This is a genomic window from Methylocystis sp. (assembly GCF_051061225.1).
Lineage (GTDB): Bacteria > Pseudomonadota > Alphaproteobacteria > Rhizobiales > Beijerinckiaceae > Methylocystis.
The window spans coordinates 1-24531 of sequence record NZ_JBPFEB010000135.1; the positions used below are offsets into that span (position 1 = coordinate 1).

General features: G+C 61.0%; 27 protein-coding genes and 4 pseudogenes. 17 read left to right on the plus strand and 14 right to left on the minus strand.

Going from position 1 to position 24531, the window contains the following annotated elements; genetic code table 11:
* Window positions 1–346, plus strand: a 346-nt coding sequence (locus ACR652_RS23555) for a hypothetical protein (RefSeq protein ID WP_434508911.1), incomplete at its 5' end; no start/stop codon positions are given.
* Between the two features lie 55 nt (window positions 347–401).
* Complete coding sequence (locus tag ACR652_RS23560; RefSeq protein ID WP_434508912.1) at window positions 402–698, plus strand: alcohol dehydrogenase catalytic domain-containing protein; 297 nt, start codon at window positions 402–404, stop codon at window positions 696–698.
* Here the strand turns inward: ACR652_RS23560 and ACR652_RS23565 are convergent.
* From ACR652_RS23565 to ACR652_RS23610, 10 genes and pseudogenes are all read right to left on the minus strand, one after another.
* A pseudogene (locus tag ACR652_RS23565) lies at window positions 685–783 on the minus strand (IS6 family transposase); the annotation flags it as partial. The gene ACR652_RS23560 and the pseudogene ACR652_RS23565 sit on opposite strands and share 14 nt — an antisense overlap.
* Window positions 784–837: 54 nt before the next feature.
* Window positions 838–1413: a hypothetical protein gene (locus ACR652_RS23570; protein ID WP_434508913.1), complete on the minus strand. Its 576-nt coding sequence runs from the start codon at window positions 1411–1413 to the stop codon at window positions 838–840.
* Between the two features lie 413 nt (window positions 1414–1826).
* Complete coding sequence (locus ACR652_RS23575) at window positions 1827–2396, minus strand: TlpA disulfide reductase family protein (protein ID WP_434508914.1); 570 nt, start codon at window positions 2394–2396, stop codon at window positions 1827–1829.
* A 32-nt stretch (window positions 2397–2428) separates the two neighbouring features.
* Window positions 2429–2905: a DoxX family protein gene (locus tag ACR652_RS23580; RefSeq protein WP_434508915.1), complete on the minus strand. Its 477-nt coding sequence runs from the start codon at window positions 2903–2905 to the stop codon at window positions 2429–2431.
* A gap of 6 nt (window positions 2906–2911) precedes the next feature.
* A complete protein-coding gene (locus ACR652_RS23585; protein ID WP_434508916.1) occupies window positions 2912–3736 on the minus strand; it encodes an HvfC/BufC N-terminal domain-containing protein in 825 nt (274 codons plus the stop codon).
* Entirely contained in the window at window positions 3720–4607 is an 888-nt protein-coding gene (bufB, locus tag ACR652_RS23590) for an MNIO family bufferin maturase (protein ID WP_434508917.1), read from the minus strand. Before bufB ends, ACR652_RS23585 begins: the two co-directional genes overlap by 17 nt.
* Window positions 4608–4653: 46 nt before the next feature.
* Window positions 4654–4935 (minus strand): BufA1 family periplasmic bufferin-type metallophore, encoded by a 282-nt coding sequence (locus ACR652_RS23595; RefSeq protein WP_434508918.1) that lies wholly within the window; start codon window positions 4933–4935, stop codon window positions 4654–4656.
* A 148-nt stretch (window positions 4936–5083) separates the two neighbouring features.
* Window positions 5084–5350: a BufA2 family periplasmic bufferin-type metallophore gene (bufA2, locus tag ACR652_RS23600; RefSeq protein WP_434508919.1), complete on the minus strand. Its 267-nt coding sequence runs from the start codon at window positions 5348–5350 to the stop codon at window positions 5084–5086.
* A gap of 128 nt (window positions 5351–5478) precedes the next feature.
* Window positions 5479–6030: an RNA polymerase sigma factor gene (locus ACR652_RS23605; RefSeq protein WP_434508920.1), complete on the minus strand. Its 552-nt coding sequence runs from the start codon at window positions 6028–6030 to the stop codon at window positions 5479–5481.
* 12 nt (window positions 6031–6042) lie between these two features.
* Window positions 6043–6246 (minus strand): YgaP family membrane protein, encoded by a 204-nt coding sequence (locus tag ACR652_RS23610; protein ID WP_434508921.1) that lies wholly within the window; start codon window positions 6244–6246, stop codon window positions 6043–6045.
* A gap of 367 nt (window positions 6247–6613) precedes the next feature.
* Here ACR652_RS23610 and ACR652_RS23615 point away from each other — a divergent pair, with 367 nt between their 5' ends.
* The 8 genes and pseudogenes from ACR652_RS23615 to ACR652_RS23650 all read left to right on the plus strand — a co-directional run bounded on the left by ACR652_RS23615 (window position 6614) and on the right by ACR652_RS23650 (window position 14032).
* Window positions 6614–6952, plus strand: coding sequence for a helix-turn-helix transcriptional regulator (locus ACR652_RS23615; RefSeq protein WP_434508922.1), 339 nt, complete (start codon window positions 6614–6616; stop codon window positions 6950–6952).
* Window positions 6942–8222, plus strand: coding sequence for a type II toxin-antitoxin system HipA family toxin (locus ACR652_RS23620; protein ID WP_434508923.1), 1281 nt, complete (start codon window positions 6942–6944; stop codon window positions 8220–8222). Before ACR652_RS23615 ends, ACR652_RS23620 begins: the two co-directional genes overlap by 11 nt.
* Window positions 8223–8552: 330 nt before the next feature.
* Window positions 8553–9504, plus strand: a pseudogene (locus ACR652_RS23625) (DUF2493 domain-containing protein).
* A gap of 270 nt (window positions 9505–9774) precedes the next feature.
* On the plus strand, window positions 9775–10986 hold the full coding sequence (gene repA / locus ACR652_RS23630) for a plasmid partitioning protein RepA (protein ID WP_434508924.1): 1212 nt from the start codon (window positions 9775–9777) through the stop codon (window positions 10984–10986).
* A 78-nt stretch (window positions 10987–11064) separates the two neighbouring features.
* Window positions 11065–12060, plus strand: coding sequence for a plasmid partitioning protein RepB (gene repB, locus ACR652_RS23635; protein WP_434508925.1), 996 nt, complete (start codon window positions 11065–11067; stop codon window positions 12058–12060).
* 152 nt (window positions 12061–12212) lie between these two features.
* The gene (repC, locus tag ACR652_RS23640; RefSeq protein ID WP_434508926.1) at window positions 12213–13547 is read left to right on the plus strand and encodes a plasmid replication protein RepC; all 1335 of its coding nucleotides are present in this window, start codon (window positions 12213–12215) and stop codon (window positions 13545–13547) included.
* A gap of 82 nt (window positions 13548–13629) precedes the next feature.
* Window positions 13630–13944: a hypothetical protein gene (locus ACR652_RS23645; protein WP_434508927.1), complete on the plus strand. Its 315-nt coding sequence runs from the start codon at window positions 13630–13632 to the stop codon at window positions 13942–13944.
* The gene (locus tag ACR652_RS23650) at window positions 13907–14032 is read left to right on the plus strand and encodes a type II toxin-antitoxin system MqsA family antitoxin (RefSeq protein WP_434508937.1); all 126 of its coding nucleotides are present in this window, start codon (window positions 13907–13909) and stop codon (window positions 14030–14032) included. The genes ACR652_RS23645 and ACR652_RS23650 overlap by 38 nt, the downstream gene beginning before the upstream one ends.
* 9 nt (window positions 14033–14041) lie before the next feature.
* Here the strand turns inward: ACR652_RS23650 and ACR652_RS23655 are convergent.
* A pseudogene (locus ACR652_RS23655) lies at window positions 14042–15085 on the minus strand (tyrosine-type recombinase/integrase).
* A 237-nt stretch (window positions 15086–15322) separates the two neighbouring features.
* Between ACR652_RS23655 and ACR652_RS23660 the strand changes: the two are divergent.
* From ACR652_RS23660 to ACR652_RS23685, 6 genes are all read left to right on the plus strand, one after another.
* Window positions 15323–16384: a DUF1403 family protein gene (locus tag ACR652_RS23660; RefSeq protein ID WP_434508928.1), complete on the plus strand. Its 1062-nt coding sequence runs from the start codon at window positions 15323–15325 to the stop codon at window positions 16382–16384.
* A complete protein-coding gene (scpB, locus tag ACR652_RS23665) occupies window positions 16381–17079 on the plus strand; it encodes an SMC-Scp complex subunit ScpB (protein WP_434508929.1) in 699 nt (232 codons plus the stop codon). Before ACR652_RS23660 ends, scpB begins: the two co-directional genes overlap by 4 nt.
* Window positions 17080–17373: 294 nt before the next feature.
* Window positions 17374–18039 (plus strand): M15 family metallopeptidase, encoded by a 666-nt coding sequence (locus tag ACR652_RS23670; RefSeq protein ID WP_434508930.1) that lies wholly within the window; start codon window positions 17374–17376, stop codon window positions 18037–18039.
* Window positions 18040–18751: 712 nt separating this feature from the next.
* Window positions 18752–19411, plus strand: coding sequence for an ATP-binding protein (locus tag ACR652_RS23675; protein WP_434508931.1), 660 nt, complete (start codon window positions 18752–18754; stop codon window positions 19409–19411).
* Window positions 19412–20225: 814 nt separating this feature from the next.
* Window positions 20226–20795, plus strand: a complete 570-nt coding sequence (locus tag ACR652_RS23680; RefSeq protein WP_434508932.1) for a hypothetical protein — start codon at window positions 20226–20228, stop codon at window positions 20793–20795.
* A gap of 1542 nt (window positions 20796–22337) precedes the next feature.
* Window positions 22338–22754: a response regulator gene (locus tag ACR652_RS23685; protein WP_434508933.1), complete on the plus strand. Its 417-nt coding sequence runs from the start codon at window positions 22338–22340 to the stop codon at window positions 22752–22754.
* On the opposite strand, the pseudogene ACR652_RS23690 reads toward ACR652_RS23685, so the two are convergent.
* The 3 genes and pseudogenes from ACR652_RS23690 to ACR652_RS23700 form a co-directional block, all read right to left on the minus strand.
* Window positions 22687–22843: pseudogene (locus ACR652_RS23690) on the minus strand (IS66 family transposase); the annotation flags it as partial. The gene ACR652_RS23685 and the pseudogene ACR652_RS23690 overlap by 68 nt on opposite strands.
* A 27-nt stretch (window positions 22844–22870) precedes the next feature.
* The gene (locus ACR652_RS23695) at window positions 22871–23242 is read right to left on the minus strand and encodes a response regulator (protein WP_434508934.1); all 372 of its coding nucleotides are present in this window, start codon (window positions 23240–23242) and stop codon (window positions 22871–22873) included.
* Window positions 23235–24257, minus strand: a complete 1023-nt coding sequence (locus tag ACR652_RS23700) for an HWE histidine kinase domain-containing protein (protein WP_434508935.1) — start codon at window positions 24255–24257, stop codon at window positions 23235–23237. Before ACR652_RS23700 ends, ACR652_RS23695 begins: the two co-directional genes overlap by 8 nt.
* 48 nt (window positions 24258–24305) lie before the next feature.
* Between ACR652_RS23700 and ACR652_RS23705 the strand changes: the two genes are divergently transcribed.
* The coding region (locus ACR652_RS23705) for a transposase (RefSeq protein WP_434508936.1) at window positions 24306–24531 on the plus strand (226 nt) is incomplete at its 3' end.

A 24531-nucleotide genomic window follows, 5' to 3' on the forward strand; every position in this document is an offset into this window, starting at 1 on the left:
AACCGGGGCGCAAAGCAGCATCATGCCGACGTTGATCGCCTTCATGAAAATTCCCCACCGGCGCACCGCTCTCACGGATCACCTCGACGATATGCGCAACTACATGCCGGCCGAGCATCGGGCGCTGATCGAGGAGGTCGCAGCCATGCCCGACCTTCGCGCCCTGGCCGTCAAGGAGCCTTACAACGCCATCCTCGACGCGATGGCGGCCTTTCGCCGTGTCCATTACCGCTGGGCCGAAGAATACATCAGTCGCTGGACTGACGATCCGCGGGGAACTGGCGGCACCCCCTATATGGAATGGCTGCAACAGATGCTGGTCGAAACCAAGGCGCAGCGCCTTTGAGCCGCAACGGCGGTCGAGCCGAGAGCCGGCGGGGCGCCAGCCAAGGAGCTCGAGTATGAAAGCGATTGCCATAGACGACTACGGGGACGCGGGCGATCTGAAGCTGCGCGACCTGCCCGATCCGCGGCCCGGCGACGAGGAGATCCTCGTGCGGGTGCAGGCAGCCGGCGTTAATCCCTTGCATTGGAAAATCCGCCAAGGGCAATTGCGGCTCTTCGTCCGCTTGCGCTTTCCCTATGTGCTCGGGTCGGACTTTGCCGGCGAGGTCGTGTCGGTTGGCGTACGCGCCAATAAGTTTAAGGCAGGCGACCCGATCTTCGCGTTCAGCGATCCAAGGCGAGGCGCAGGCTGACCGGGAAAGGGAAATAGAGCCAGACGGCGTGGGCGATGATCTGCGGCGCAAGCGAGGGCCTTGTGCTCAGAGGCGACGGGTTCATGGCGCCGTCATGGGGCCCACCCCGCCCTACCCACCGGTTAACGTGACATCGTCCTCAGCGCACATAGATTGTCAGGCGTCGCTTCCACTTCTGACCGGGACCAAGCTCTTTCTTTCGGGGCCATTTCCGCCTCGCTAAACGCGATTTTTGATGGCTCCCAATCTCTTCGATGACCGCCGACCTATTTTCGAGCGTTGGCGCTATATCGCTTGCCATCTCTGCGGTCGTCGGTTTCGGCGCAATTGCTTTGCTGCGATCAGGTTTTGGACGGGCTGCTTTCGTGGCGCCGCCTTTCGCGGCACGTGTTCGCACCGGTCCCTTGTCCGCCACGGTTTCATCGGAATGATTGATATCTTGACGAAGACAAGGAAGCACACGGCCGGTCTCTATCTCCGACGCAATCTCAGGTTTCGCCGGGGTATCACTGCTGAGGCTTGTCTGGAATATCGCATTCGCCGCATCAAAAGCCGCCTTTGACGAGCTACTTTGAGGAAAATATTTCGTGCTGTCGATATTTACCGAGGCCTTTTCTGGAGACCCGGAAACGCTTTCGATCATCTCCCTCGAGATGATGAACCGAGACGAGCGGCTTTTGTATTCGCGAATGAACGAACGAACAGGCTTGCGCATCAAATCTCATCCATTCCAACTGAGAAGGCAGCGAATCGCTTCGTACCGTTTTGATAATCTATTTTCAACCTTTGAATATGGCGAATGGAAGATCTCTGATTCCGACTAATTTCGTTCACTTGGCGTGCCGCTCATCCCAAATTGGCACGGTCGCTGATTCAAGTCGCTTATCAGTTCGGTCAGAATGTCAGCGCTGGCGCGGCATAAGGATGCGTGGCCAGGTCTTTTCATCACCGTCCGCATTCCGTTCTCGGCGACACGACGGCACTTTTAGCGATTGCGGTCATATCCACCTCTGGTACGAGCTGAAGCTCGTTGGCCATGACGCTGCCCGCTTACCAGGTTTCTCATCAGCCATGCTCGAAGCGCCGATGGGGGTTCGGTTCGCCGGGAGTCCAACACCCATCCCTCGCTTACCTTCCATGGGCGATATAGTAGCGCAAAAACGCGAGCCCTTCGTCCGACGTCCAATCGACTTCGCCGGTGATGTAGCCGACTGGCCGTCCCTCGCGGTCGATCACGTAATTGATCGGCATTCCATAAAGGACGAAAGGCGACGCGCCATCTTCGGCGGTGCGAACGCCGGCCCTTCCGCTGGGATCGAGGAACGGCTGCAGGCGCTTGACGCCAACACGTTCGAGGAACGCGCTGACTGCCGGCTTGCCCTCGCGATCGACTGACACCGCGACGACTTCGACATCTCGGGGATCAACAAACTGCTGAAGCCGCTCGAGCAGCGGCAATTCGCGACGGCACGGCGGGCGCCATGTCGCCCAGAAGCTCAGCAGAACCACCTTTCCTCGGAGGGAGCGGAGATCGACGGTCCTGCCGTCGATCCGTTCGAGCTTGAGGGGCGGCGCCTCGGCGAGCGGCCTCAATTCGACGAACTGCGATGTTGCCGACGACAACGCCGGCGGCGCAGCTAGCGGTTCGCTTTGGGCTGTGAATGGCGCCGTCATCCCCGCGCCGACGAGGAGAGCCAAGCAGGTGCGCCGTGAGGCGGGGTTCGCCGCAATCATTTTCGGAATATCAGACAGTCGAGCGAGATTGCTCCGGGCCCCCGTGCGATGAGGACGATGAGGAGCGCGGTCCAGTAGGCGTGCGCGGTCCACCACGCGTCGGGATAGACGAAGAGCTGGATGACAATCGTCATCGCCAGAAGGCCGAGCGCGGAAAGGCGCGTCAAAAACCCGAGCAGCAGTAACGGAGGCAGCACCAATTCCATGGCGGTCGTGACGTAGGCGGCGACGTTCGGCGACAGGAGCGGCAATTTGTATTCGTCGGCGAACAAGGCGAAAGTCGCGCTTCGGATGGCGGTCGGAATCTGAACCGTCAAATCGAGGCCAAAGATTTCCCGGCCGAACGTCGGCCCGCCGATCTTCGTCTGGCCGGACGCAAAAAAGGGATGCGACGCGACGACGCGGAGGAAGAGAGCGATCACCGAATAGGGAATTGCATCCAACCAGGCGGCCATTTTCTTCATTGCGTGCATGACGTATCAAGCTCCAAAATTCGTCCCCGCGACCGCGGCTTGGGGCAGGCGCCCCGCCTCGGGTTCAATGTTGATGGCCGTGAGCGCTTCGCTGGCCAGAAGCATGCGAAGAGTGGCCGTAACATCGAAGTCCTTCCCGCGTTGATTTGCCGCGCTTAAGGCCTCTCCAAATGTGCCGCCACCCATCATGGTTTCGATGAAGGCTGATCCTCCAGCCGGCAGCACATGCGCGTCGACGTCGAGACGCGGTCGGACGACAAGGGCGTCTTCGACATTGTCCAATCTCACTGTCTGCGGCGGATCGGGCGCCATGTTCGCGCGCCAGATTGAGACGATCGGATAATTGGAAGGGACGACCTGCGTCGACGGGTGAAACGACGCGGTCGCGAGTGCGAGACGGTCGCCCGGCAAAGAGCGTACGAAATCCAAAGCCAGGGGCGTGGCGTCCGCAGCGTGATAAGCCCGGCCCATGGCGTATTCGAGGCGGGCGACGTCTGGCAGGTAGGGCAACTCGCGCGCGGGCTCGAACCCCGCGACGAAATCCGCGAAATTCTCGCCATATTCGAACAGCATTGGCGCGCGCGGCTGGGAGACCCGGACGTAGCGCTGCGCCATTGCGCGGAAGAATTCCTCTCCGACCAGTCGGAGGCACACGGGAAAGCGTTCAGAGAGCGCGTCGATCAACCCGAAGACCACGTTGTTGCGATAGACGGCGAACCGCCGCAGAGGCGGCTTGCCGTGCGTCGCCGTCAGGGCAACAGGCAGCGGAAAATCGGGATCCAGCAACGCCCGAACGAACTCCCCCTGATCGATTTCAGGCGACGACGTCATGGGAATCCTCCGATCGCGTTTGGTCATGACCGGATAGTCGTCGCCTCTCCAACAAGCTCTCGGCGTGTGTCGCCTCCGCCATGAGGATGGGCCAAGCCGGAATGTCGCGGTCCCATTCGATCAAAGTCGCGAGGGGTCCGTTGCGGGACAGGGCGCGCTCGTAGAGCGTCCAGACGGCCATCGAAACAGGGGCGCAATGCGCGTCTATCAGCAGGCGCCCTCCGGCTTCGTCGATGTCCTCCGTATATCCCGCGAGATGGACCTCCTCCACGCGGCGCATCGGGAATGCGTCGATGTAGTCCTCGGCCGCGAAGCCGTGGTTTACCGCGCAGACATATGCGTTGTTGATGTCGAGCAGCAGGCCGCAGCCCGTGCGCCGCGCAATCTCCTCCAAGAACTCGATCTCGGAGTAGACGGATGACTCGAAGCTCAGATAGGTCGCCGGGTTTTCAAGGAGTATGCGCCGGCCAAGCGCCTGCTGGACATCATCCACGTGGGCGACGACGTGCTTCAGCGTCGTATCGTCATAAGGAAGCGGCAACAGGTCATTCAGGAAGCTCGCTCCATGCGTCGACCATGCGAGATGTTCGGAGAATGCCGCCGGTTCGTAACGCTCGACCAGGCTCTTTACTCGGTCAAGATGCGCGCGATCCAGGGCTTGCGCGCCGCCGAGTGAAAGGCCGACGCCGTGGATCGACAAGGGATAATCCCGACGAAGCCTCGTCAGCCGGGCATGCGGCGGCCCACCTGCGCTCATAAAATTCTCGGCGTGGATCTCGAAAAAGCCAACGGCGGGCGCCGACTCTTCGATCGCAGTGAAATATGCGTCCTTGAAGCCGACGCCTGCCCGAGCGGGCAAAGCCGAGCTCATCCCTCCATGCGCGCATCCCGAAGCGTTCGGCGTCTGCATGACGGCGTCAGTTCACGATCGGCTCAAGACTGCCCTTGCCCTTGGGCGTCAAGATGGCCCTGCACGTCCCCTTCGCCACGTATTTCCAAGCATTGCCTTGATAGTTCTTCGTGGACGACCCGGCGCAGGTGGTTCCCGGGCCCGCGGCGCAGTCGTTCTTGCCCTTCAGCGCGACGCCATAGCACTTCTCTTGACCGGCGCTTTCGGCCTTGGCTGTTTCGATCGACGCCAAGGCGGCGGCGACGGCGCCGGCGATCATAAACGCCGAGGCTAGCTTCTTCTCGGACATGCCGTTTCCCTTTCGAAGGTGGTTTGCATCGCGAGTCCATGCCTGGATTCCTCGCTCCTCAAATAGCGCGAACGAATTGCAACGGCGGCCAACCGGTTCATTCCGACGAAATTTCGTCTCGGCGCGAGCGGGTTGGCCGTCCGGCTGATTACATTTCCGCGACCGTGCCGCCCTTTGCCTCGCAGGCCTTGGCGGACTTTTCGGGTAGCCACCCCTGACCCTTGCAGGAGTTCAGCCCCTTGCAGGAGCTTTTTTCCGTTTTGCAGGAGCTCATCCCCTTGCAGGAATTGATGCCCGCGCAGTGGACTGGGCTCGCGGCTTTCTTAGCGAGCGCGGGGCTCGGGGCGACGCCATTGACGGCCAGGGCGACCGCCGCGATAGCGAGCGAGGCGCCCGATACGATTTTTGCTTTCATTGCATTCTCTCCTTCAGATCAGCTCGCAAGGCGCGCGCGTTGAGGATGTCCGAAACCCTGATTCCGGTTGTTTTCGCGGGTGATTGGATTACGGCACGGGAGCCCGCTCCTGCGCCGGCCTTATGTGTTCAGGAGCGATCCTGCGCGAAAGCGGGAACCGCTTCCTCGCCGCCGATTAGGTATTCCCGCACGAGAAGACGCGCCCGACGCAGACGGGCCTTCGCAGTCTGCACGCTGACGTCGAGCCGTTCGCAGATCTCTGCGATGGTCAGCTCTTCGAAGTCGCGCAGCAGGATCACTTCCAGATAATGCGCCGGCAGCGACTCGAGCGCGAAAGCCAACTCTGTCCGCAACTCGCCCATGGGACGCGCCGCCAGCTGATCCGCGATCTTCTCATCGTCTAGCTCTTCATGCGCGAACATCCGTCGCGACAGCCGTTGGCATTCCCGGCGCACAATTGTGAAGAGCCAGCCGGCGAAGGACGCCGCCGTCTTGAGCGAGCGCAGACGCCCTGCGACAACGAGAAGCGCCTCCTGCACGGCGTCGTCGACCTCGCTGGTCACGCAATGGCGCAGCGCATAGCGGCGTGCGTCGAACCGACATTCAACGAGCAGCCTGTCGAGCGCAGCGGCGTCCCCGCCTTGGGCCCGGACGACAAGATCGTGAGTGCCGGCCGCCATCGCGGGTCTCCGTCAGCGCTGAAGCCTGCGCCTCACCATGGCGCAGGCGGGGCAGAAGCCGAGCAGGCCGGACATGGCCGCCATGGCCCCCATCGCTCCGACGCCCCATCCCATCGGCGTCGGGCCGAAGTGGAGCACGGAGGCTGCGAGGAGCCCCGCCCCCATTGCCACCCGCGCGGCGCGCTCCCAACCCGGAAGATTCTTCACGTATAGCATTTTCCTACTCCCGATCATTTTCGGAGGGTCGTCCCTCGATCAACAAGAGGAGGCGGGATCGCCAAAAGATTCGCGGAGGAGGAAATTTTTCGGCTCTCTTCGCGGCAGCGAGGATGCGCAAGAGCAAGGCGAAGCGCTGAGGGCGATTGGGCTCGCCGCCAAGGTGTCGCCGTGGCGCGGTCGAATGAGGCGACTTCTGTGTTTTGAGTTTTGCGAAGGGGTCCGGGAAAAATGATCTATAAACAGGCCGCATAGTCTTGAAAGATCCATTTATAGACCGATTTCGGGAGCTCATGCTTGCGCATTTCAATTTTGACCCATAAATGAAGCCCAAGATGAAGTAGCGGCCTATTAATAGAGCATAGCAATGGCCAAGCCGATAACTCGACCCTATTCCCGTTACAGCCACGACGCGGTCGTGATGCTGGGTCAGCTGATCCGCCGCGCCCGCATCGAAAGGAAGATGACGACGACCGAACTGGCCGAACGCGCCGGGCTGTCTCGCGGTCTCGTGCAAAGGATCGAGAAGGGAGATCCAGGTTGCGGGATCGGCGCCGTGTTCGAGGCCGCGGCTATCGTCGGCGTGCGCCTCTTCGACGCCGATCAGACCGCGCTGACGAACGCGATCGGAACCAACACGGCAATACTCACGCTTCTGCCCAAGGCGGTGCGCGTTTCCAAGGTCGAGGCCAAGGATGACTTCTGAAGCCGCTCCGAAGGAAGCGTTCGTCTGGGTGTGGCTGCCCGGCGAGATCGATCCGGTCGTCGCCGGCAGGCTCGCCGCCGCGGGCGATCAGCTGCTATTCAATTACGGGCGCAGCTTTCTCGCCAGGAACAACGCAATCCCGCTGTATGAACCCGAACTGCCGCTACGAGCCGGCGTGCTGCCGCTTCTCAATGGATTGCGCATGCCGAGCTGCATCCGAGACGCCGCGCCCGATGCGTGGGGCCGGCGGGTCATCCTCAATCGGAGACTCGGCGCTAAGGAGCCAGGAATCGATGTCGCTTCGCTCGATGAGCTTACCTACCTCCTTGAATCCGGGTCCGACCGGATCGGCGCTCTGGATTTTCAGACGTCCGCCACCCGTTATGTCGCCCGTGAGGCTGCGCCTGCCTCGCTCGATGAGTTATTGACGGCCGCCGCGAGCATCGAAGCGGGCATCCCTCTAACCCCCGAGCTCGATCAGGCGCTGTTGCATGGCAGCTCCATCGGCGGCGCGCGTCCGAAGGCGATGATCGCGTCGGCAGATCGGAAATACGTGGCCAAGTTCTCTTCGCAAAGTGATCTCTACAGCATCGTCAAAGCTGAATACGTGGCCATGCGGCTTGCGGCTGAGAGCGGTCTGGATGTGGCGCGGGTGACCTTGCAGCGGGCAGCCGGCAAGGACGTTCTGCTTGTCGAGCGTTTCGATCGGGAGAAGGCCTCAGAGGGTTGGCGCCGTCGCGCGATGGTCTCGGCTTTGACGCTGCTCGAGCTCGACGAAATGATGGCCCGCTACGCCAGCTATGAAGACCTCGCGACCGTCATCCGCCACCGCTTCGCGGCTCCGAAGGAAACCCTCAGAGAGCTGTTCGGCCGCATGCTGTTCAACGTCTTGTGCGGCAACACCGACGATCACGCTAGAAATCATTCGGCCTTCTGGGACGGCGAGAAGCTGGCGCTCACACCGGCCTATGACGTCTGCCCCCAGGCGCGGGCCGGCGGCGAAGCAACCCAGGCGATGCTGATCGCCGGCGGCGAGCGGTTGAGTCGGATCAGCCTGTGCCTCGAAGCTGCTCCGATGTTTTTGCTTTCGCGCGAAGAGGCGTTGGCTATGGCGCGGCATCAGGTCACAATTATCCGTGATCGGTGGGCGGAGGTCTGCGCCGAAGCTGCCCTTAGCGACGTGGATCGTAGCCAGCTGTGGCGAAGGCAGTTCCTGCATCCGTTCGCTTTCGAAGGGGCCCCACCATCACTCGCCGCGCTGCTGGCGTAAGATAGAGACGCTTTACGGAGCGCCCCAATGAAGACTCGACGACACTCGATGGCGGTCTCATCGTAAGCGGCTGTCTCTTTTCGTGAGAGGGCCGCGCGCCGGCCTGAAAAAGCAGCGATGACGCCACAAACGGCTCGCTTGCCGCAACGCTCCTCGCCGACCTCTTTCCCCTGCCCTATGCTTGCGCTTCCGGTATTCCTCGCGCGTCAAGGAAGTCGGCGAGAAGCGTTCTTCGCTTTGCTTCGACCCTTCGGGTGCGGCCCGATCCGCCCATGGCTTGAGATCGCTGGAGGCCGCGATCGGCGCGGCCTCCAGCGAAAGACTTCCGTCTTGAACGACGAATTCGCCTCTCAGTCCTTCGAGACCATTGCTCCTAACCATGACGCTTCATCTCATTCTTCGCATCTTCTGAACGAACTCGCTTCGCACGGCTATCGCCCCCTGGACGACGAACCGGATTCGCGCCCCCTGCCCTGTTCTGACGCCGCAGCCCTCGCGCTCGAGTCCGCCGTCGAAACTCTGTCCAACCTCTTTCTCGATACCCTTCTCGAGGCCGATCTTCCCGACCTCCTGTGGTCCTTCGTCAATCTCTTTCATCGCAAGGCGCAGCGCATCGACCTCGAACTCGACGACAACGAAACCGCGCGCCGTTCGCAGACCGAACAGGATGGCTCGGAAATCCGCTCGGTCGAACTTGAGCGGCTGATCGCGCAAGGGCTCACACTCACCGAACGACGCAACTCCTTCGAATTCTTCCGCGACTATCTCGCAGAGCTCTATGCGACCGAGACCGGGTTCCTCCTGGCGTCCACGCTCGGGATCGTAGGTTAATCACCGCGCCCTGACGGCGGCGCTGATCGACAGCCGGGATTTCCTGAACGCCAAAAAGCTCGCCGAGACGCAGGTGCTTTTGCCACCCGGCCCTCGCATCGCGTTCCCCGGCGGCGCTGACTGCAACGATCATCAACGGATCTGGGATACGCTCGATAAGGCTCGCGCGAAGCACCCGGACATGGTTCTCCTCCACGGCGCTGGCCCGAAGGGCGCGGAGCGGATTGCGGCCTGCTGGGCGGACAACCGTAAGGTTCCTCAGGTCGCCTTCAAACCGGAGTGGACGCGCCACAAGATCGCCGCGCCCTTCAAACGCAACGACACGATGCTCGAGGCGCTGCCGATTGGGGTCATCGTCTTCCCGGGAACGGGGACCGTCGAGAACCTCGCCGACAAGGTCCGGAAGATGGGAATTCCGGTGTGGCGGTTCACCCCTCCGCCGGGTGCTTGAGCGCCCGGCTAGCCCGAAATGCGCTCCAACTCTTTCGGAGCTAAACCTCTCGCATAGCCAAGCTTTGACAGCCGTGCAGAACGAAGAAAAAACGAATAGAATCAAATAGTTCATGCGCTTAACGGATCGCGAGTATTTTGAGTCCTCGCAACTGCCGACGTTAACTTCTCATTAACTAAAAATCCGTTGCGACTCGAAGAGAATCGGGCATAATTCCCGATTAAAGGCCGGGTTCGCGCGAAAAAGCGTTATTCCGGGGGAACGGCACCGATGAGCGCGATGACAGCAATCGACGAAACTGAAGGGTTCAGCTTCTATGAGACCATTCTCGAACAGGGAGAGTTGATCTCGGACAAGCTGAATATGCTTCGGTTGGAGCATTATCCGCCGGATGCCATCAAGAGCCTCCGTCCCTTTTCACTGGCGGAGGTTGCATATTTTTTGGGTGTGACGCCATCCAACATCAAGAAGCTTCATCTCGAAGGCAAGGGCCCCACTCCGACAACCTCTGTTTCGGGACGCAGAACCTATACGGCCGAGCAAATGTTGGAGCTGCGGCAGTATCTTGACCGTCATGGTAGAGCTGATTTCAAAAAATACGTGCCGTACAGACGCGCGGGGGAACGTCTTCAGGTCATCGCGGTCGTCAATTTCAAGGGCGGCAGCGGCAAAACAACGACGGCGGCCCATCTAGCTCAACATCTTGCCCTTACGGGTCATCGCGTGCTCGCGATCGACCTTGATCCACAAGCATCCCTGTCCGCGCTTCATGGCATCCAGCCCGAGCTCGACAGAAATCCCTCGCTCTATGAGGCGCTCCGCTACGACGACGCTCGGAAGCCGATTTCCGAGGTTATTCGGCGCACGAATTTTCCTGGGCTCGACATTGTTCCTGCGAATCTCGAACTTCAGGAATATGAATACGAAACCCCCCTCGCGGCTTCCGATAAGTCCTCGGTCGAAGGGCGGATGTTCTTCACCCGGATCACTGACGCTTTGAAAGAGGTCGATGGTAATTACGATATAGTGGTGATCGATTGCCCACCGCAGCTCGGCTATCTCACCTTAACTGCTCTGACCGCCTCTACCGCGGTTCTCATCACCATCCATCCTCAGATGCTGGATGTGATGTCCATGAGCCAATTTTTGCTGATGCTGGGCGGCGTCCTTCAGTCGATCAGCGGCGCGGGAGCTGACGTCCGCCTCAAGTGGTTTCGCTATCTCGTCACGCGCTACGAGCCAACCGACGGCCCCCAGGCGCAGATGGTCGGCTTCATGCAAGCGCTTTTTCCAAAGCAGATGCTGAAAAACCCAATGGTGAAATCAACCGCCATTTCGGACGCGGGCATCACCAACCAGACCCTGTATGAGGTCGAGCGCTCCCAATTCACCCGCGCCACCTATGACCGCGCCCTAGAGGCGCTGAACGCGGTCAATGAGGAGATCGCGGCTCTCGTCCACAAAGCGTGGGGTCGCAAGTGAGCCAGATTTTGACAGCCGTGCAGAATGGTAGAATCGCCCGAAACCTCAAGCGATTGGCGCAAGAGGAAGGAGCCTGACGTGGCCCGCAAGAACCTCCTCACGAGCATTACCGGGGCAGAGACGTCGAAGGCCGACGCTGTCGCCCGCCACGATTACGCACTGCGCGGGGCGTCGCGCTCGATGATGCTTTCCATCGACGAGATGGCGGAAAACGCGAAAAAAATGCTGGCGGGTGAGACGATCGTCGAACTCGACGTCGCCGTTCTGGATCAATCTTTCATCGCTGACCGCATCGAAGGCGACGATGAAGATTACGTTCATCTCCGGGAGGCGATCCGGGAGCGTGGTCAATCGACCCCGATCCTCGTGCGGCCGCATCCGCAGATCAAAGGTCGTTATATGATTGTGTTCGGGCACCGTCGCGCCCGGGTCGCCAAAGAACTTGGCGTTCCCGTTCGCGCCGTCGTCAAGAATCTTGAGGATATCGAGCATATTGTCGCGCAGGGACAGGAAAACACTGCGCGCGCAAATCTGTCTTTCATCGAAAAGGCCCTGTTCGCCAAAAAGCTCCTCGATATGGGACAGCGGAAGGAAACGATTAAATCGGCCCTGACGATCGATGACACTTTGATGTCCAGAATGCTTTCCATCGCGGAGACGGTTCCTCCCCTGGTGATCGAAGCGATCGGCGCTGCCAGAACGGTTGGTCGCGATAGGTGGGAAGAACTCAAGAAGCAGGTGAAGCAGCCGCAGAATGCTGAAGCCGCAATCTCCATAGTAAAGTCCGAAGAATTTCGCTCCAAAGACGCGATGGATAGGTTCAACTATCTGCTTGCGCAGCTGAAGGTAATTGGAAGGAAGCCGCGAAAGCCAGCGCGAGGGCGGATCGAAGCGGCGTCCTGGGCACCAGAAGACAAGACAGTGGCCGCAAGCTACCGGAATACCGGAGACAGCTTCAACCTCTCGCTCAAATCAAAAAATGCAGGCGAGTTCGGCCGATACATCTCGTCCAACCTGGATTCGCTCTACCGGGCGTTCAGGGAAACGAAGATCAATAGCGAATCAGGAGATTAAGCCGCAAAAGAAAAAAGCCCCCGAACGTCGCCGCCCGGAAGCCTTTCTCTGATCTAAGCACTCTGAGAATCCCACTTCCGCGAATCACAGTCAAGAGTTTTGGCGCCTATTTCGGCGAGCGGATTTCTTTTGCCTGAACAAGGCAAAGGATCATGCAAAGACAAACAACGACGCCCTTCGGGCGGCGATCGCTTTCGCTCGCCATGGTGGCGAGCCAAGCGGCGACTAAAGAATTCGCGTCCCGCCCCCACGCGTCAGAAACTGTCGTCCACAAATGGCGGCTGTTTCGGGCGCTGACAGAGGCAAAATCTCCGCTTGGCGTTACCGACCGCGCGCTGTCGGTGTTGCACGCGCTGTTGAGCTTCCATCAAGAGACGGCGCTGACGCTGCCTGAGAAGGACGTCAACGCCCCCGAAAGCGAAGAAAACCCGGGGATCATCGTCTTTCCGTCGAACAAGGAGTTGTCGATTCGCGCCCACGGCATGGCGCCGGCGACGCTACGCCGGCATATTGCCATGCTGATCGACGCCGGGCTGATCATTCGACGGGACTCCCCCAACGGAAAACGCTTCGCGCGAAGGGGGCGGGGGGGCGAGATCGAAGACGCCTTCGGCTTCGATTTGACGCCCCTGATCGCGCGAGCCAGTGAAATCGAAAATCTCGCCGAAGAAGTGCGCGCCGAGAACCGCGCCATGGCCTTGTTGCGCGAGAAAATTACGCTGGCGCGGCGCGACATCGTCAAGATGATCGAGACCGGGATAGAAGAGGGCGTGCCCGGGGACTGGCAAGCCCGCCTCGGCCACTATCAAGCGCTGGCCAGCCGGTTGGCGCGCAAAATGACACGGGCCGATTTGACGGCTTTGGCGGAGGAACTCGCCGCCCTTGCGGCCCAAATCAATAGTGTCCTGGAAAACCACGTAAAATGGCAAAATATGACTGCCAGTGAGTCTCAGGCTGAGCGCCACATACAGAATCAAACCACAAACATTTCTGATCTTGAACCTAGCCTTCGAGAAGGCAGGGCCGAACCACCCGGGCCAATCGTCGACGATGCGGAGGCGGATGGGGCACGGACTTCGGAACCTGAGAAGCGGGAAACTGAAGCTCCGCCCCGTCCCACGCCAACCCCCAGAACCTATCCGCTGGGAATGGTGCTGCAAGCTTGTCCGGATATTGTCGATTACGCCAAGGGGGGCGAGATTTCATCCTGGCGCGATCTCGCGACGGCGGCCGCGACCGTGCGTTCGGCGCTCGGCGTCTCGCCTGACGCTTGGGCGCAGGCCTTGGACGCCATGGGCGAGCATGACGCCGCCATCGTCATCGCCGCGATCCTCCAGCGCGGCGATGAAATCAGATCCGCTGGCGGCTATCTGCGCGTTCTGACCGCCAAGGCGCGGGCAGGGGAGTTTTCGCTGGGGCCTGTGTTGATGGCGCTGTTGCGCGGCAAGGCCGCGAGAGGGGCGCGAGAGCGGAAGAGGGCAGGGTGATGGCGGATTGCTGCTCTATGTGAAATTTCATGCGGATGTGCTGACCGAGTTCACGGTCGTCTCGTTCAAGGCAAAGTGAGTGATGGCGACGAACGACGAGACGCTTCCCGAGACGATGATTTCTCCGGAATCCGGAAAGACGCAGACGCGCGGCGTGCGCCCGTTTACGGTCGCCTATAAGGGCGAAAGCGTCGTCGTCGATCTGCCCGGGTATTATCCGTCGGGCGAAGGCGAGGGCGTCCACATCGGCAAGGACATGGCCGTCGTCGACCAGGCGCTGCGCGATCTGAAGGACAAGGCGGACAACGGTTCGGCGTCTGCGCACCAAGCTTCAGCTGTCGCAGCGGGAGGCGGGCGCTCTGTTCAAGGTCGGCGAAAACGCCTTCGACAAATATGAGCGGGGCTTGGTCGAGCCGAGCGGCCCGGCGATTCAGCTAATGGCCTTGCTCGACCGGCATCCAGAGCTGGCGGCGGAGTTGAAATAGCCCTCGCCGTCACAGCCCGGCGGCCTTGGTGAGGTTGACCTTGAAGCGGTCGCGTTTGCGTTGATAGCGGCGGGTCATTTCCGCCGAGGCGTGGCCGAGGTGCCTTTGCACATGGCCTTCCTCGATCTGCGCCGAGGAGGCGAGGCCGGCGCGTAAGGAGTGGCCGGAAAAGGCCCGGCGTCGTTCTCCTTCGGGGAGATCGCCGCGCAGGCCAGCCGTGAGCGCGCATTTTTGCACGAGGCGGGCGACATGCTTGTCCGAGAGCCGCTCCGCGGAGACGCCGCCGTTCTTGCGGGCGACGGCCGGAACACCGGGCCGCGACTGATCCGGCCGAGTTTCAGCCAGGTTTCGAGCATGGCGACCGGGCAGGTGAGGGGGGAGGAGCCGCGGCCGATCTCCACCTCGCGCCAACCGGTCTTACCGTTGAGGGTCAAAAGCAGGCCGCCGCCGTTCTGGTCGGCGCCGACGATCTCGATCCAGCCGGTTCCGTCGTCGGTCTGCTCCGGGCCGCAATCGAGGCCGACAATCTCGGAGCGGCGCAGGCCGCCGGCGAACCCGATGGCGAGAATGGCCTTGTCGCGCAGGCCGCGCAGGTCGTTGTCCAGGACCGCCAGCATGGCCAGAAGCTCGTCGGCGAAGATCGCCTCCTTCTGGACCGGCGGGCGGCCGTGAGCGCGGCGGATGCCGGCCAACACGGTAGCGATATGGGGATCGCCCGTGTCCAGCAGGCGGCCGAGCTGGCGATAACGCCAGCAGATGCCGGAGAGCCGGCGCTCCAGCGAGGAAACGGACAACGGCGGCCGGCCCGGCCCGCCCTCGACGCAGGCGGCGAGATAGAGACCGACGGTCTGCGGGTCCGGGGGCAGAGGGTCGAGGCCCTGCCGGCGCAGCCAGGAGGCGAAGTGGCCGCCAATCGGCGTCATATGCCTTCTGGGTGTTCTCCGAGCGGGCGTTGCGGGCATAATCGCGCGCCTTTTCGGAGAGCGCCGCGAGATGGGGGGCGGGCTCGGCGAGCGCCCTGCCGCCGGTCTTGTCCTTGTCGGCTTCAGCCATTTCTGTCCTCGCTTGCGCCGCCGCCGGGCGGGCCCCCGCGGGCCGTTCGGGGCTCAAAAATCCGACGCCTCGGCGGGCTCTGGGGAGCCCGAACCAGCGCCTTTCGCCCACTCTAGCAGGGGTCTCTCTTTGCGTCCGATAAGCGCACATTATCGGACATATATCGGACAGGACAAGCCCGGCGGATATTGTCGGAAAGGGGGTGACAAAGCGCCGCCGTCGGGTAGGATTCTCCCTATGCACTTTGTTGATTCGGACCCCACGCTCGACCGCGCCGCCACTGCGGGCGTCGCCCCCAAGCGGGCCAGCCGCGCGCGCCGCGCCGAGGCCTCGATGGCGACAAAGACGTCTGAAATTCAACCGCTTCCGCGCTGGACGCGACTTCAGGGCGCCGATCTCGGCGCGGCAGCTTTTTCGACGGGCGCTGGGCTCGCGCTGTTCGATCAGCTCATGCGCGGCGGCCCGGACGGCGCCGAGCCCGTCTTCGCCGGCTGCCTGCGCCAGCGCCTGGCGCTGCGCGCCGCCGAAAGCTGCGCGACGCTGTCCCGGCTGCGCGAGGATGCGCGTGGCTTACGCGACGCCCAACATTTGGCGGGGGGCGTAGAGCCCAGTCCGGCCGGGCGGCGGCATCGGCTGTTTCGGCTGTTTGCGGCGCATCCGGCGCGCTTCGACGCCGCGACGCTCACGCGCGCCATCGCGCTGCTCGGCTTGCCGAAGATCGACGCCAGCGCCGGCGCCAAAGCCCTGCAGGAGGATGTCGCCGCCGCGCCCGATCCGCTCGCCGCCGCTGCCCGTGCCAGCGCCGCGGCGATGAAACTCTGCTCGGGGGGATCGGCGGTCGACGCGGACATCTTCGCGCTGTTGGTCGCCGATCTCGCTTTGGCGACGCGGCTTGGCTGGGCGCGGCCGGTTCCGTTGCTCGCCGTCGCCGTCCTGCATCCGTCGCTCAGGCGCGGGGCAGGGGCAAGGGCAGGGGCAAGCCGCCCGCGACCGACGGACGAGGACTGGCCAGCGGCGGTCGCTTTCGCCTATGGCCTCGCGGTCGTCGACGCCCATGCGCTCGCCGTCGATCTGGCGCGGCGGGCGCAGAAGCTTTTCGACGTTGCGCCGATGCTGCGGGCGAAGGGCGCCCGCCGCGTCATCGACATGCTGCTCGCCGACGACGCCGTCGCGCCCGCCGCCGCCGCCCGCGCCGGCCTCTCCGACCGCGCCGCGCGGCGCCTGTTCGACCGGCTCGTTGCGCTTGGCGCCGTGCGCGAACTCACCGGGCGCGAGACCTTCAGGATCTATGGGCTATGAGCCGCGCCAACGCCGCCCGCCTCGACCGCGACCTTTCCGACCTGCCGGAGGGCATGCGCTGGCGCGAATGGATGATGCGCGCCGAGGCGGCAATTTTTGCCTCTGCAAAACCCGTTTCCCGCGAGACGCTCGCGGGGCTCGTCGGCGACGCCTGCCGGCTGGACGCGCTCATCTCGGACATCAACGACGAGCTCAAAGGGCGCCCTTACGAAATCGTCTTCGTCGCCGGCGGCTATCAGTTTCGCACGCGCCCGCGCCATGCCGAGACGCTTCGCGCGCTGGCCGGGGCAAAGGACGCCGGGCCGCCGTCTTTCACCAAACTCGAAATGCTGGCGCTCTCGGCCATCGCCTATCAGCAGCCGATCACCCGCGCCGAACTCTCGCGTCTCGCCGGCCACGACATCAGCCGCGACATCCTCGGGCGGTTGAAGAGCCTGGGCGTCATCGCCCCCGGTCCGCGCGCCCCGGCGCCGGGCGCGCCGATCGCCTGGGTGACGACCGCCCGCTTCCTCGAAGTCTTCGCGCTCGGCAGCCTGCGCGATCTGCCGGATCTCGACGCCCTCGACGCCGCCGGCGCCGGAGGGAGAGAAATCGATGACGAGATCGAAGGCACCCTTGACGACGCCCTCGGGCTCTTCGAGACGCAAGGCGCTCCGGACGATGACGTGCTCAATGAGACTGAGTGGGAGGCCTGACGAGAGGAGCCTCGATGAGCCGATGAAAGGCGACACTCGCGCCCTGTCAATTTTTCCAAGCCTCGGGAGACGCCGATGCAAACAGGCGCTACTTACGCGCGACGTCAGGTCCTTCGTATGATCGCTTGCGGCGTCGCGGTTTTCGCGGCCTGGGCGAAGGCCTTCGCGGTCGACAAGTTCGGGGCAAAACCAGTCCGCGCGGCTGGTGCAATATTTGGCGGCAAGTGAAGACGGAGCGTTGATTTCCCCCCGGGGAAGACAACTTCGGTTCACGCGAACATAAGGAACAGGGTCATGGCTAACACGGCGCGGCGCTGGCGAGCGGTGACGAGCGCGCTCCTTTTCACCGCGCTGCTGCCCCCTGCAATGGCCCAGACGCCGCGGGCTAATTACGGGCCAATTCCCGACGATGTATGGAGCTACATGCAGGGTCGCTCGTGGCGCGCTGGCCTGCCCTGCGCGACGCGCGAGGAACTCGTGCTGATGCATGTTCCCTACCGGGATTTCGACGGCGCGACGCAGACCGGCGAACTTGTCGTCGCGCGGCGCGTCGCCACGCAGGTCGCCGCAATCTTCGAGAACATCCACGCAAGCGGCAAATTTCGCATCTATCAGATGCGGCTGATAGATGATTTCGGCGGCGACGACGATATATCGATCGCCGCCAATAATACGAGCGCCTTCAACTGCCGCACGACGGATCACGGCGGTCTTTCGAAACATGCGCTGGGCCTCGCCATCGACATCAACCCAGTGCAGAACCCCTATCGTGAGGGCGACGTGACGGCGCCTACCGCCGGCGGGGTCTATGACGAGCCGCGCGAACGTCATCCCGGCGTGAAGGAGATCATCCTCGACGGCGACGTCGTCACCCGCGCCTTCGCGCGGCGCGGCTGGTCCTGGGGCGGAAAATGGACCCATACGGTCGACTATCAGCATTTTTCCTATGGTGGCCATTGAGGGCGCTAGAGGCCGCCGCCAGATCGCGGCTATTAAGCTTTACCTATGAATGGCCGCAAATGAATTGGACTGTCGACGAATCCGAGCTTTTCATGCGCCTCGCCGCTCGCCTGGGTCACGACCGCCCGCTTCCTCGAATCTTCGCGCTCGGCCGACCTCGACACGCTCGGCGCCGACGGCGGTTTGGGGCGCGACGTTGACCCAGTCGAAGCCGCGCTCGACGACGTGCTCGGGCTGATGGAGGCGGAATGCGCGGATGATTGCGCGCCCGACGAAACCGAGGTCGAGGCTTGAGGAAAGCTGACCGATTGGTTGGAGCAATTGATACGGCCTCCCAGAGCCTGCGACGCCAGCTCACGTCCTCCGCACCACAAGGAAGCCTGATCCGTAGAGGAGCGTCCGAGGCGGCGCAGGATCGCCACCATGCCGAAGTCCGGCGGCGCGAGCAGCTTCGAAGCCAAGATGGCCGATGAGTAGGCCGACGAAGACGGGGAGAGGCCCTTTGAGCACGTGGTCGGCACGTTTGGCAGGACCCAGTCCGTTCGGAGGGCGGGACCGGCGCTCTCGATTGTGAGCGGCTCGTCTCTAGCCTGCACCTCCATGCTGACGGGACGGAGGTTCCCGCTAACTTGCGCGCCCAATGCCGGGGGGTCAGAATGCGTCATTGACTGGCACGCACACATAGCTAGCTATTATTCGAGGAGCATAGGCGATGTCGGGAGAGCGGTCGGTCAATGAGTTACTGACACGCATAAGCGAACTTGAACTAAAGGTCGCAGGTGCGGAGCAGCAAGTTAAAGAATTCGAAAATCGGTGCGCTGAGCAGAAGCACCGGGTCCGTAATGCTTTGCAGGCCCTCTCGCTGCTTTTATCGGCTCAAGCTCGAACCGCCCGACAACCCGACCTTTGCATGCGCTGCATCGCAAGGCTGGCGAGCATATGCGAGCTGAACGAGGCCTTATGCGGGAGCGAAAAGGATGTCTCGGTCGCTGAGTTTCTACCTGCCCTATCCCGCTCCCTCGAACAGGCCTTCGGGGACAAAATCAGCTTTGAAGCGTGCGTAGAGGATGACGTTCGTCTCGATCATAATCGTGCGCGCTGTCTTGGTCTCATTTATTCAGAAGCCGCGATGAACGCGTTGAAGCATGGGTTCCGTGGGTTGCCCTCTGGACAGGTGCGAGCGACTTTTCGGAGGCTGAAGGATCGCTGGGAAATGGTTGTCGAGGATAACGGCGTCGGCTTCGAGCCTCCTGCGTCTGTTTCCGGGCACGGCCTCGGCTATATGAGTGCACTCGCGCGCCAATTGGCGGGTGAGCTGAGGTTCGAAAAGCTCCAACCGGGCTCCCAGGTTCGCCTTACTTTCCCAGCTTGATTGGGAGGCGCGTTTACGGCCGTCGGACATTCGATACCAGCAGCAAATGGCGCTGGGAGACGTAGATGAGATCAGTAGCAGCCATGTGGTCGGCGTTTGCCGTTCTGCTCGCAGGCGCAGTTTGCGCTGAGGCTGTCAAAGAGAAAGACCAACCGCGCGTGCTCACCAGGATGCTCGCAGCCACGCCTGAAATGATCTGGCCGGTGGAGGAACGCCTGTTTCTCCCCTACATCCCTAGCGGAAAGGACACGCCCGCATGCCTGCCATCGATCGCCAAACCCTCGCCGGAGGTGGGAAAGGTCAGCGTGCAAAGAGCGGCGGAACAGGCCGCGCGGCTTCGGCAATATGGTCATTACTGGTCGGGTAAGCGACGGCATTTCTCAGGGGCGGTTGAGCGACAATCGTTGCGCTCGGCTGCGCGGGAACGAAAAGCGAGTGTCGGAAAGGCCAGCCCCAGGGAACCTTTGCCCATTAGGCTTAATCAAAAGCTGGCCCACAAGGTTACTCGCGCTCGGTGACGTCCCCGGGCAAAAAGCTGTTTGTCTGACCCGTCACCTCGACGAGGCCTACATTCGTCGGCGAGAAACGGCGCCATCGCGGTAGCGAGCACAGCGCTTGAGAAATTCTCCCCAGAATCTGCAAAGGCTACGCGTCCGTTTCGCGAACGGCAGCCAGTGTGTTGAGCCGTGGCTGACTTACATCCAGATCAGGCGGGGGACGCTGTTTGCGGGGAACACGAGCCGTCCTTTACCGTTATTGATATCGCGGTTATTGTGCAATGCACCATGAACACCATTGCGGCGGAGCGGGTCACATGCATAGCGAAATGAAGATCGACGCGGCCTTAGCTAAGCTAGAAGCTGGTAAATTCTCGTTCCAGATGGTCGACGCCATCAAAAATCACGTCCGCAAGCTCGAGCGAGAATTGGAGGTCACGCGGAGTCTGCATGCTAGCGCGGTCCGCGAACTTAAATTGGAAGAATATGCCAACTGGCGGCTGGAAAGCGAAACCAAGAGGTTGAACGCGAGGATTCATGCCATCCTTCGGGCGAACATACTGACGGAAAAAGCTTATCGAAAAATGGCGCCCATCGCGAACGAGACGGGACGATATGTCGACGCCTCGTTGAAAGTAGCCGGAGCCGCGCTTGAAAGGGCAGTGGCCGTGTTGAAATCCGGCGAAATTCAGGCTCAGCTCGTTGGCGCGTCTGCCAAGCTGTATCAGTTTTTCAAGGCAAACGTGTTCACAGAAGAAACATTCCGAGAATTGCAGCGCTACGCCATCAAAATGGGCCAATATCTCAGGGTGTTTAAAGAGCACGCTGTAACCGGCGTTCTCAAGGCTACAGCTTACCTATCAAACCTCCGTAAGACTTCTGCGTAAGGCTTGCTAGGAAGAACCACGCCCATTTGCGGACGGGCTGAAAGCGGCACGGAGGATGCCATGATCAATAGCTTGATAGTTGCTTTCCTACCGATGAATTGGGGCAGGCGATGTAGCCGTTCCGACACAGCTTTAGAGAAAGCGCCGCATGATGGGGGCAGGAAGGCGAGGCGTCTCAATCTGTCCACGACCTTGCCGGCAGACACGGCAGGCTCAAGACTCTAAACGAGATCGCCTTGCCCATCGTCCCCAAGGGATCGATTCAGTTGGCCTTCTCGGGCGTATTTGTAATGTCGCGCTCTCCTCTACTTCACCTCATGCGGCGGCGATTGTCGCGTTCGCGGCTGTCGAGAGCCATCTTGTCGTGAGAATGTCGAACTTCGTGCCAAAAAAGCCGTGGGAATACTTACCAATAGTATTCTCACGTTTGATGGCTTTCTCACGTCGCTTTGGCTTCAAGCGTGGGCCGCGCCCCCTCGCCGGCCGCGCGGATCGACAAAAAGTTTGGAGCGTAAGATTCTCAAATGAAATAGTTACAGCAAGCATCTTGTCAGATTAAAAGTATATTCGCAACCAACATGGCTCCCGACATCGAGCTAAGCTTCCCGGTCCTCGAAAAACGATAGCGACCGAATGCGCAGACCGTCCGGGTGAGTGCCATACGAGCTCGCCTTTCAAGCGCTGCGATCAGCGGCTGCCGAGAGTGCGGCGTCTTGTCGCCGCTCCTCCAGCGGTAACAAGCAACGCTTGTATTTCCGCGGAAAAGGTAATTAGCTTTCCCGACATCGAGTTTCGGCCACACGAGCCCAATCGATCGGGGAGCCGGTCAGCATATCTGCCGCTTGCTCTCAACCCTCAAAATGTGAAAAGGAAAACCTATGGGAGCTATTCTTGAGCTGACCACCTACGCGGCTACGCCAGTCGGAATGTTGGCAATCGTCGCGATTGGCGCGGCCGCCTATTTCGCAGCGCGCTGGGTTCTGGTTGACTGATTGAAGCCGGGTTCACCGCGGATCGATAGCGTCATAACAAGTATCGGTCGCGAGGTCTCGATCGCGGCCGCCATCACACAGGCGGGAGGCGGGCGTTTCGAACAATCCTGTAGATCCATGCCAAAGCCGTGTGTGGTTCCGTCTGTAGCGCATGTGACGTCGAGCTGACGATAGCGGTGGTTTGCCTTGGGGCGCATAATCACGCTTCGGCAACGACGCTTCCACCTCTCTCCTCGTCTCAGCGCAGTCCTGCAAACCCATCGGTCTTGCCCTCCGCGTGGAGGCACGGAATCCTGCCGGGGGGTGGTGGAGTGTGTCGCTACCCCCACGGGTAGAAGGCGCCCGAGTCGCGCTCCGGTATTAAGCTGCATTGTGAGCAAAGATTGTAGTCGCGACGAACCTCGGGGCTTATTTGAATCCCGTATTCAAGGCAGTGGTTGCCTCGGTGTCCATCGCCGAGACTTCAGCGCTGCTCGTTGGTGGCTAAGGCGAGACACAAAGGGGCGAGCAAGTGGGATCAGCAAAATCGCGCCCGTCGCAACGAATATTGGTGATCGATGACAATCGTGACGCCGCAGACAGCCTCGCCATGTTGCTGGAGCTATATGGTTCGACCGCCCATTCCACTTATAGCGGACCAGCCGGCATAGAGGCTTTGCGCGAGCTAAAATTCGAGATTGTTTTTATCGATCTCGGCATGCCGATAATTGACGGGTTCGAGACCTCGCGTCGAATACGCGCCCTACCGGAGGGGGATAGCGTCAAGCTCATTGCGCTTACAGCTTGGAGTAAGGAGGATGTGGAAGAGCGTGCTCGCAATGTCGGCTTTGACTGCCATCTCACCAAGCCCGCGCCGTTCGAAGCCTTGTGTAATCTGCTTTGGTGCGAACACGACTGCGTGAAGGAACGGTCGGCCAGTTCTGGGCCCTGCCGTCTGAGCCGGCGGAGAGCGCGTTCTTGCGATTGAGCGCAATAGGGGAAACGTATCAGAACACGCGACGGCGCAATGCGGATAGCTTCGGCGAGCTTCGTCTTTTGGCCGATGAGCGCGAGTTCGCGCATCACAATGCTGCGCCGAGCAGTCTACCCCTTACCGATAATCTGCGACATTGCGGCGGCAAGGTCCGCATCTCGGATAGGTTTTGTTAGCACGACGTGGTCGCTATAACGATCAATTTTGTCTGTCGAGTAGCCGGTTATAAAAGCAAACGGCACCCCTCGTGAAGAAAGCGCGTCCGCTACGGGCAGGCTTTCGAGCCCGTTTAAGTTGAGATCGAGCGTTGCGGCGTCAAACTTTTGTGATTCGATCAGTCCGAGCGCCTGCTTGACCGTTCCTGCGATTGTCACCGACGCGCATCCCAAATCGATCAACATCTGTTCCAACCACAGGCCGATCACCGCCTCATCTTCGACAACCAGGATGGCGCGTCCGCGCAGGGGAGCGTCACTATCCATGTAAAGAGACTGTGGTCGGAATATAGAAGGTGCAGACGACCCCCTCCGGCGGATACTGGAGTTGCACAACGGCCTGCAACTCCAGTGCGATCCCCCGCTGGATCAGCTGTGAGCCAAAACCCTCGTGCACGGGCCGCGCAACCGGGGGCCCATCCCTTTCCTGCCACCGCACCTTAAGCTGAGTGTCTGGGTTTCGCTCAAGCGCCCACTCCAATAAGACTGCGCCAGTCTCGTTTGAGAGCGCCCCATACTTCACGGCGTTTGTCGCAAGCTCATGCAAGGCAATACTCAGCGCCATCGCAATTTTTGGGGATACTTCTATATTCTCGCCTTTAAGGACGATGCGTTTGCCGAGACCGTTTTTGATGCCAAAGGGTTCCAATGCGGCGTGCACGACATCTGCGAACCCCACGTCCTTCCAGTGAACGCGATTGAGCAGATCATGAGAGCGAGATAGCGCAAACAACCGAGATTCGATCGCGTCGCGAATAGTGTCAGGGTCGGATGATTTACGAAAGGAAAGGCGCACGATCCCGAGCACCGTTGCGAGAGTATTTTTGACGCGGTGATTCAACTCGTCAATCAGACGCCGTGCATAGCGCTTGGCTTGTTTGTGTTCGGTGATATCGAGAAGAGAAACAAAATGTTGCACGACGGCTCCCTGTGCGTCCCTCACCGGGCTGCTGAACATGGATGCCCAAGCGTCGGCGCCATCACTGCGGAGGAAATGAATTTCCTGCGGTCCTTCGGAGCTCGCCTCGAAGGCTGCAAGGAGCTGTCGGTAAACTTCCTGGTCGCTTCCTCTCCCAAGAACTGAAGCGAGCCGCTCCCCGAGAACGTCCTCTTTGGTGTATCCTGTAAGCGCGAGGAAGCTAGCATTTGCAAAAATGATAAAATTATCCGGTGTTTTGGCGTCTGTGAACACCACCGGCATGCGGGTTTCATCTACCGCGACGACAAACGGCCCAAGTTCTCGGTGGAACTGCTCAACATCGGCTTCGGCATCTTTTTGCACTTAGAGGGTGTTATGTACTTTGGTGATTGATTGCTTTAGTAGAATCGGATGTCTTCGATTCGCAAACCGTATCCTTCTGACGTCAGCGACGAAGAGTGGTCGCTGGTTGCGCCTTATCTGACGCTCATGGACCAGGGCGCGCCGCAGCGTCAACATCCGCTGCGCGAGTTGTTCAACGGTCTACGTTACGTGCTTCGCTACGGCATCGCATGGCGCGCCATGCCCAATGATCTGCCGCCATGGTCCGCAGTGTATCAGCAATCGCAGCGCTGGC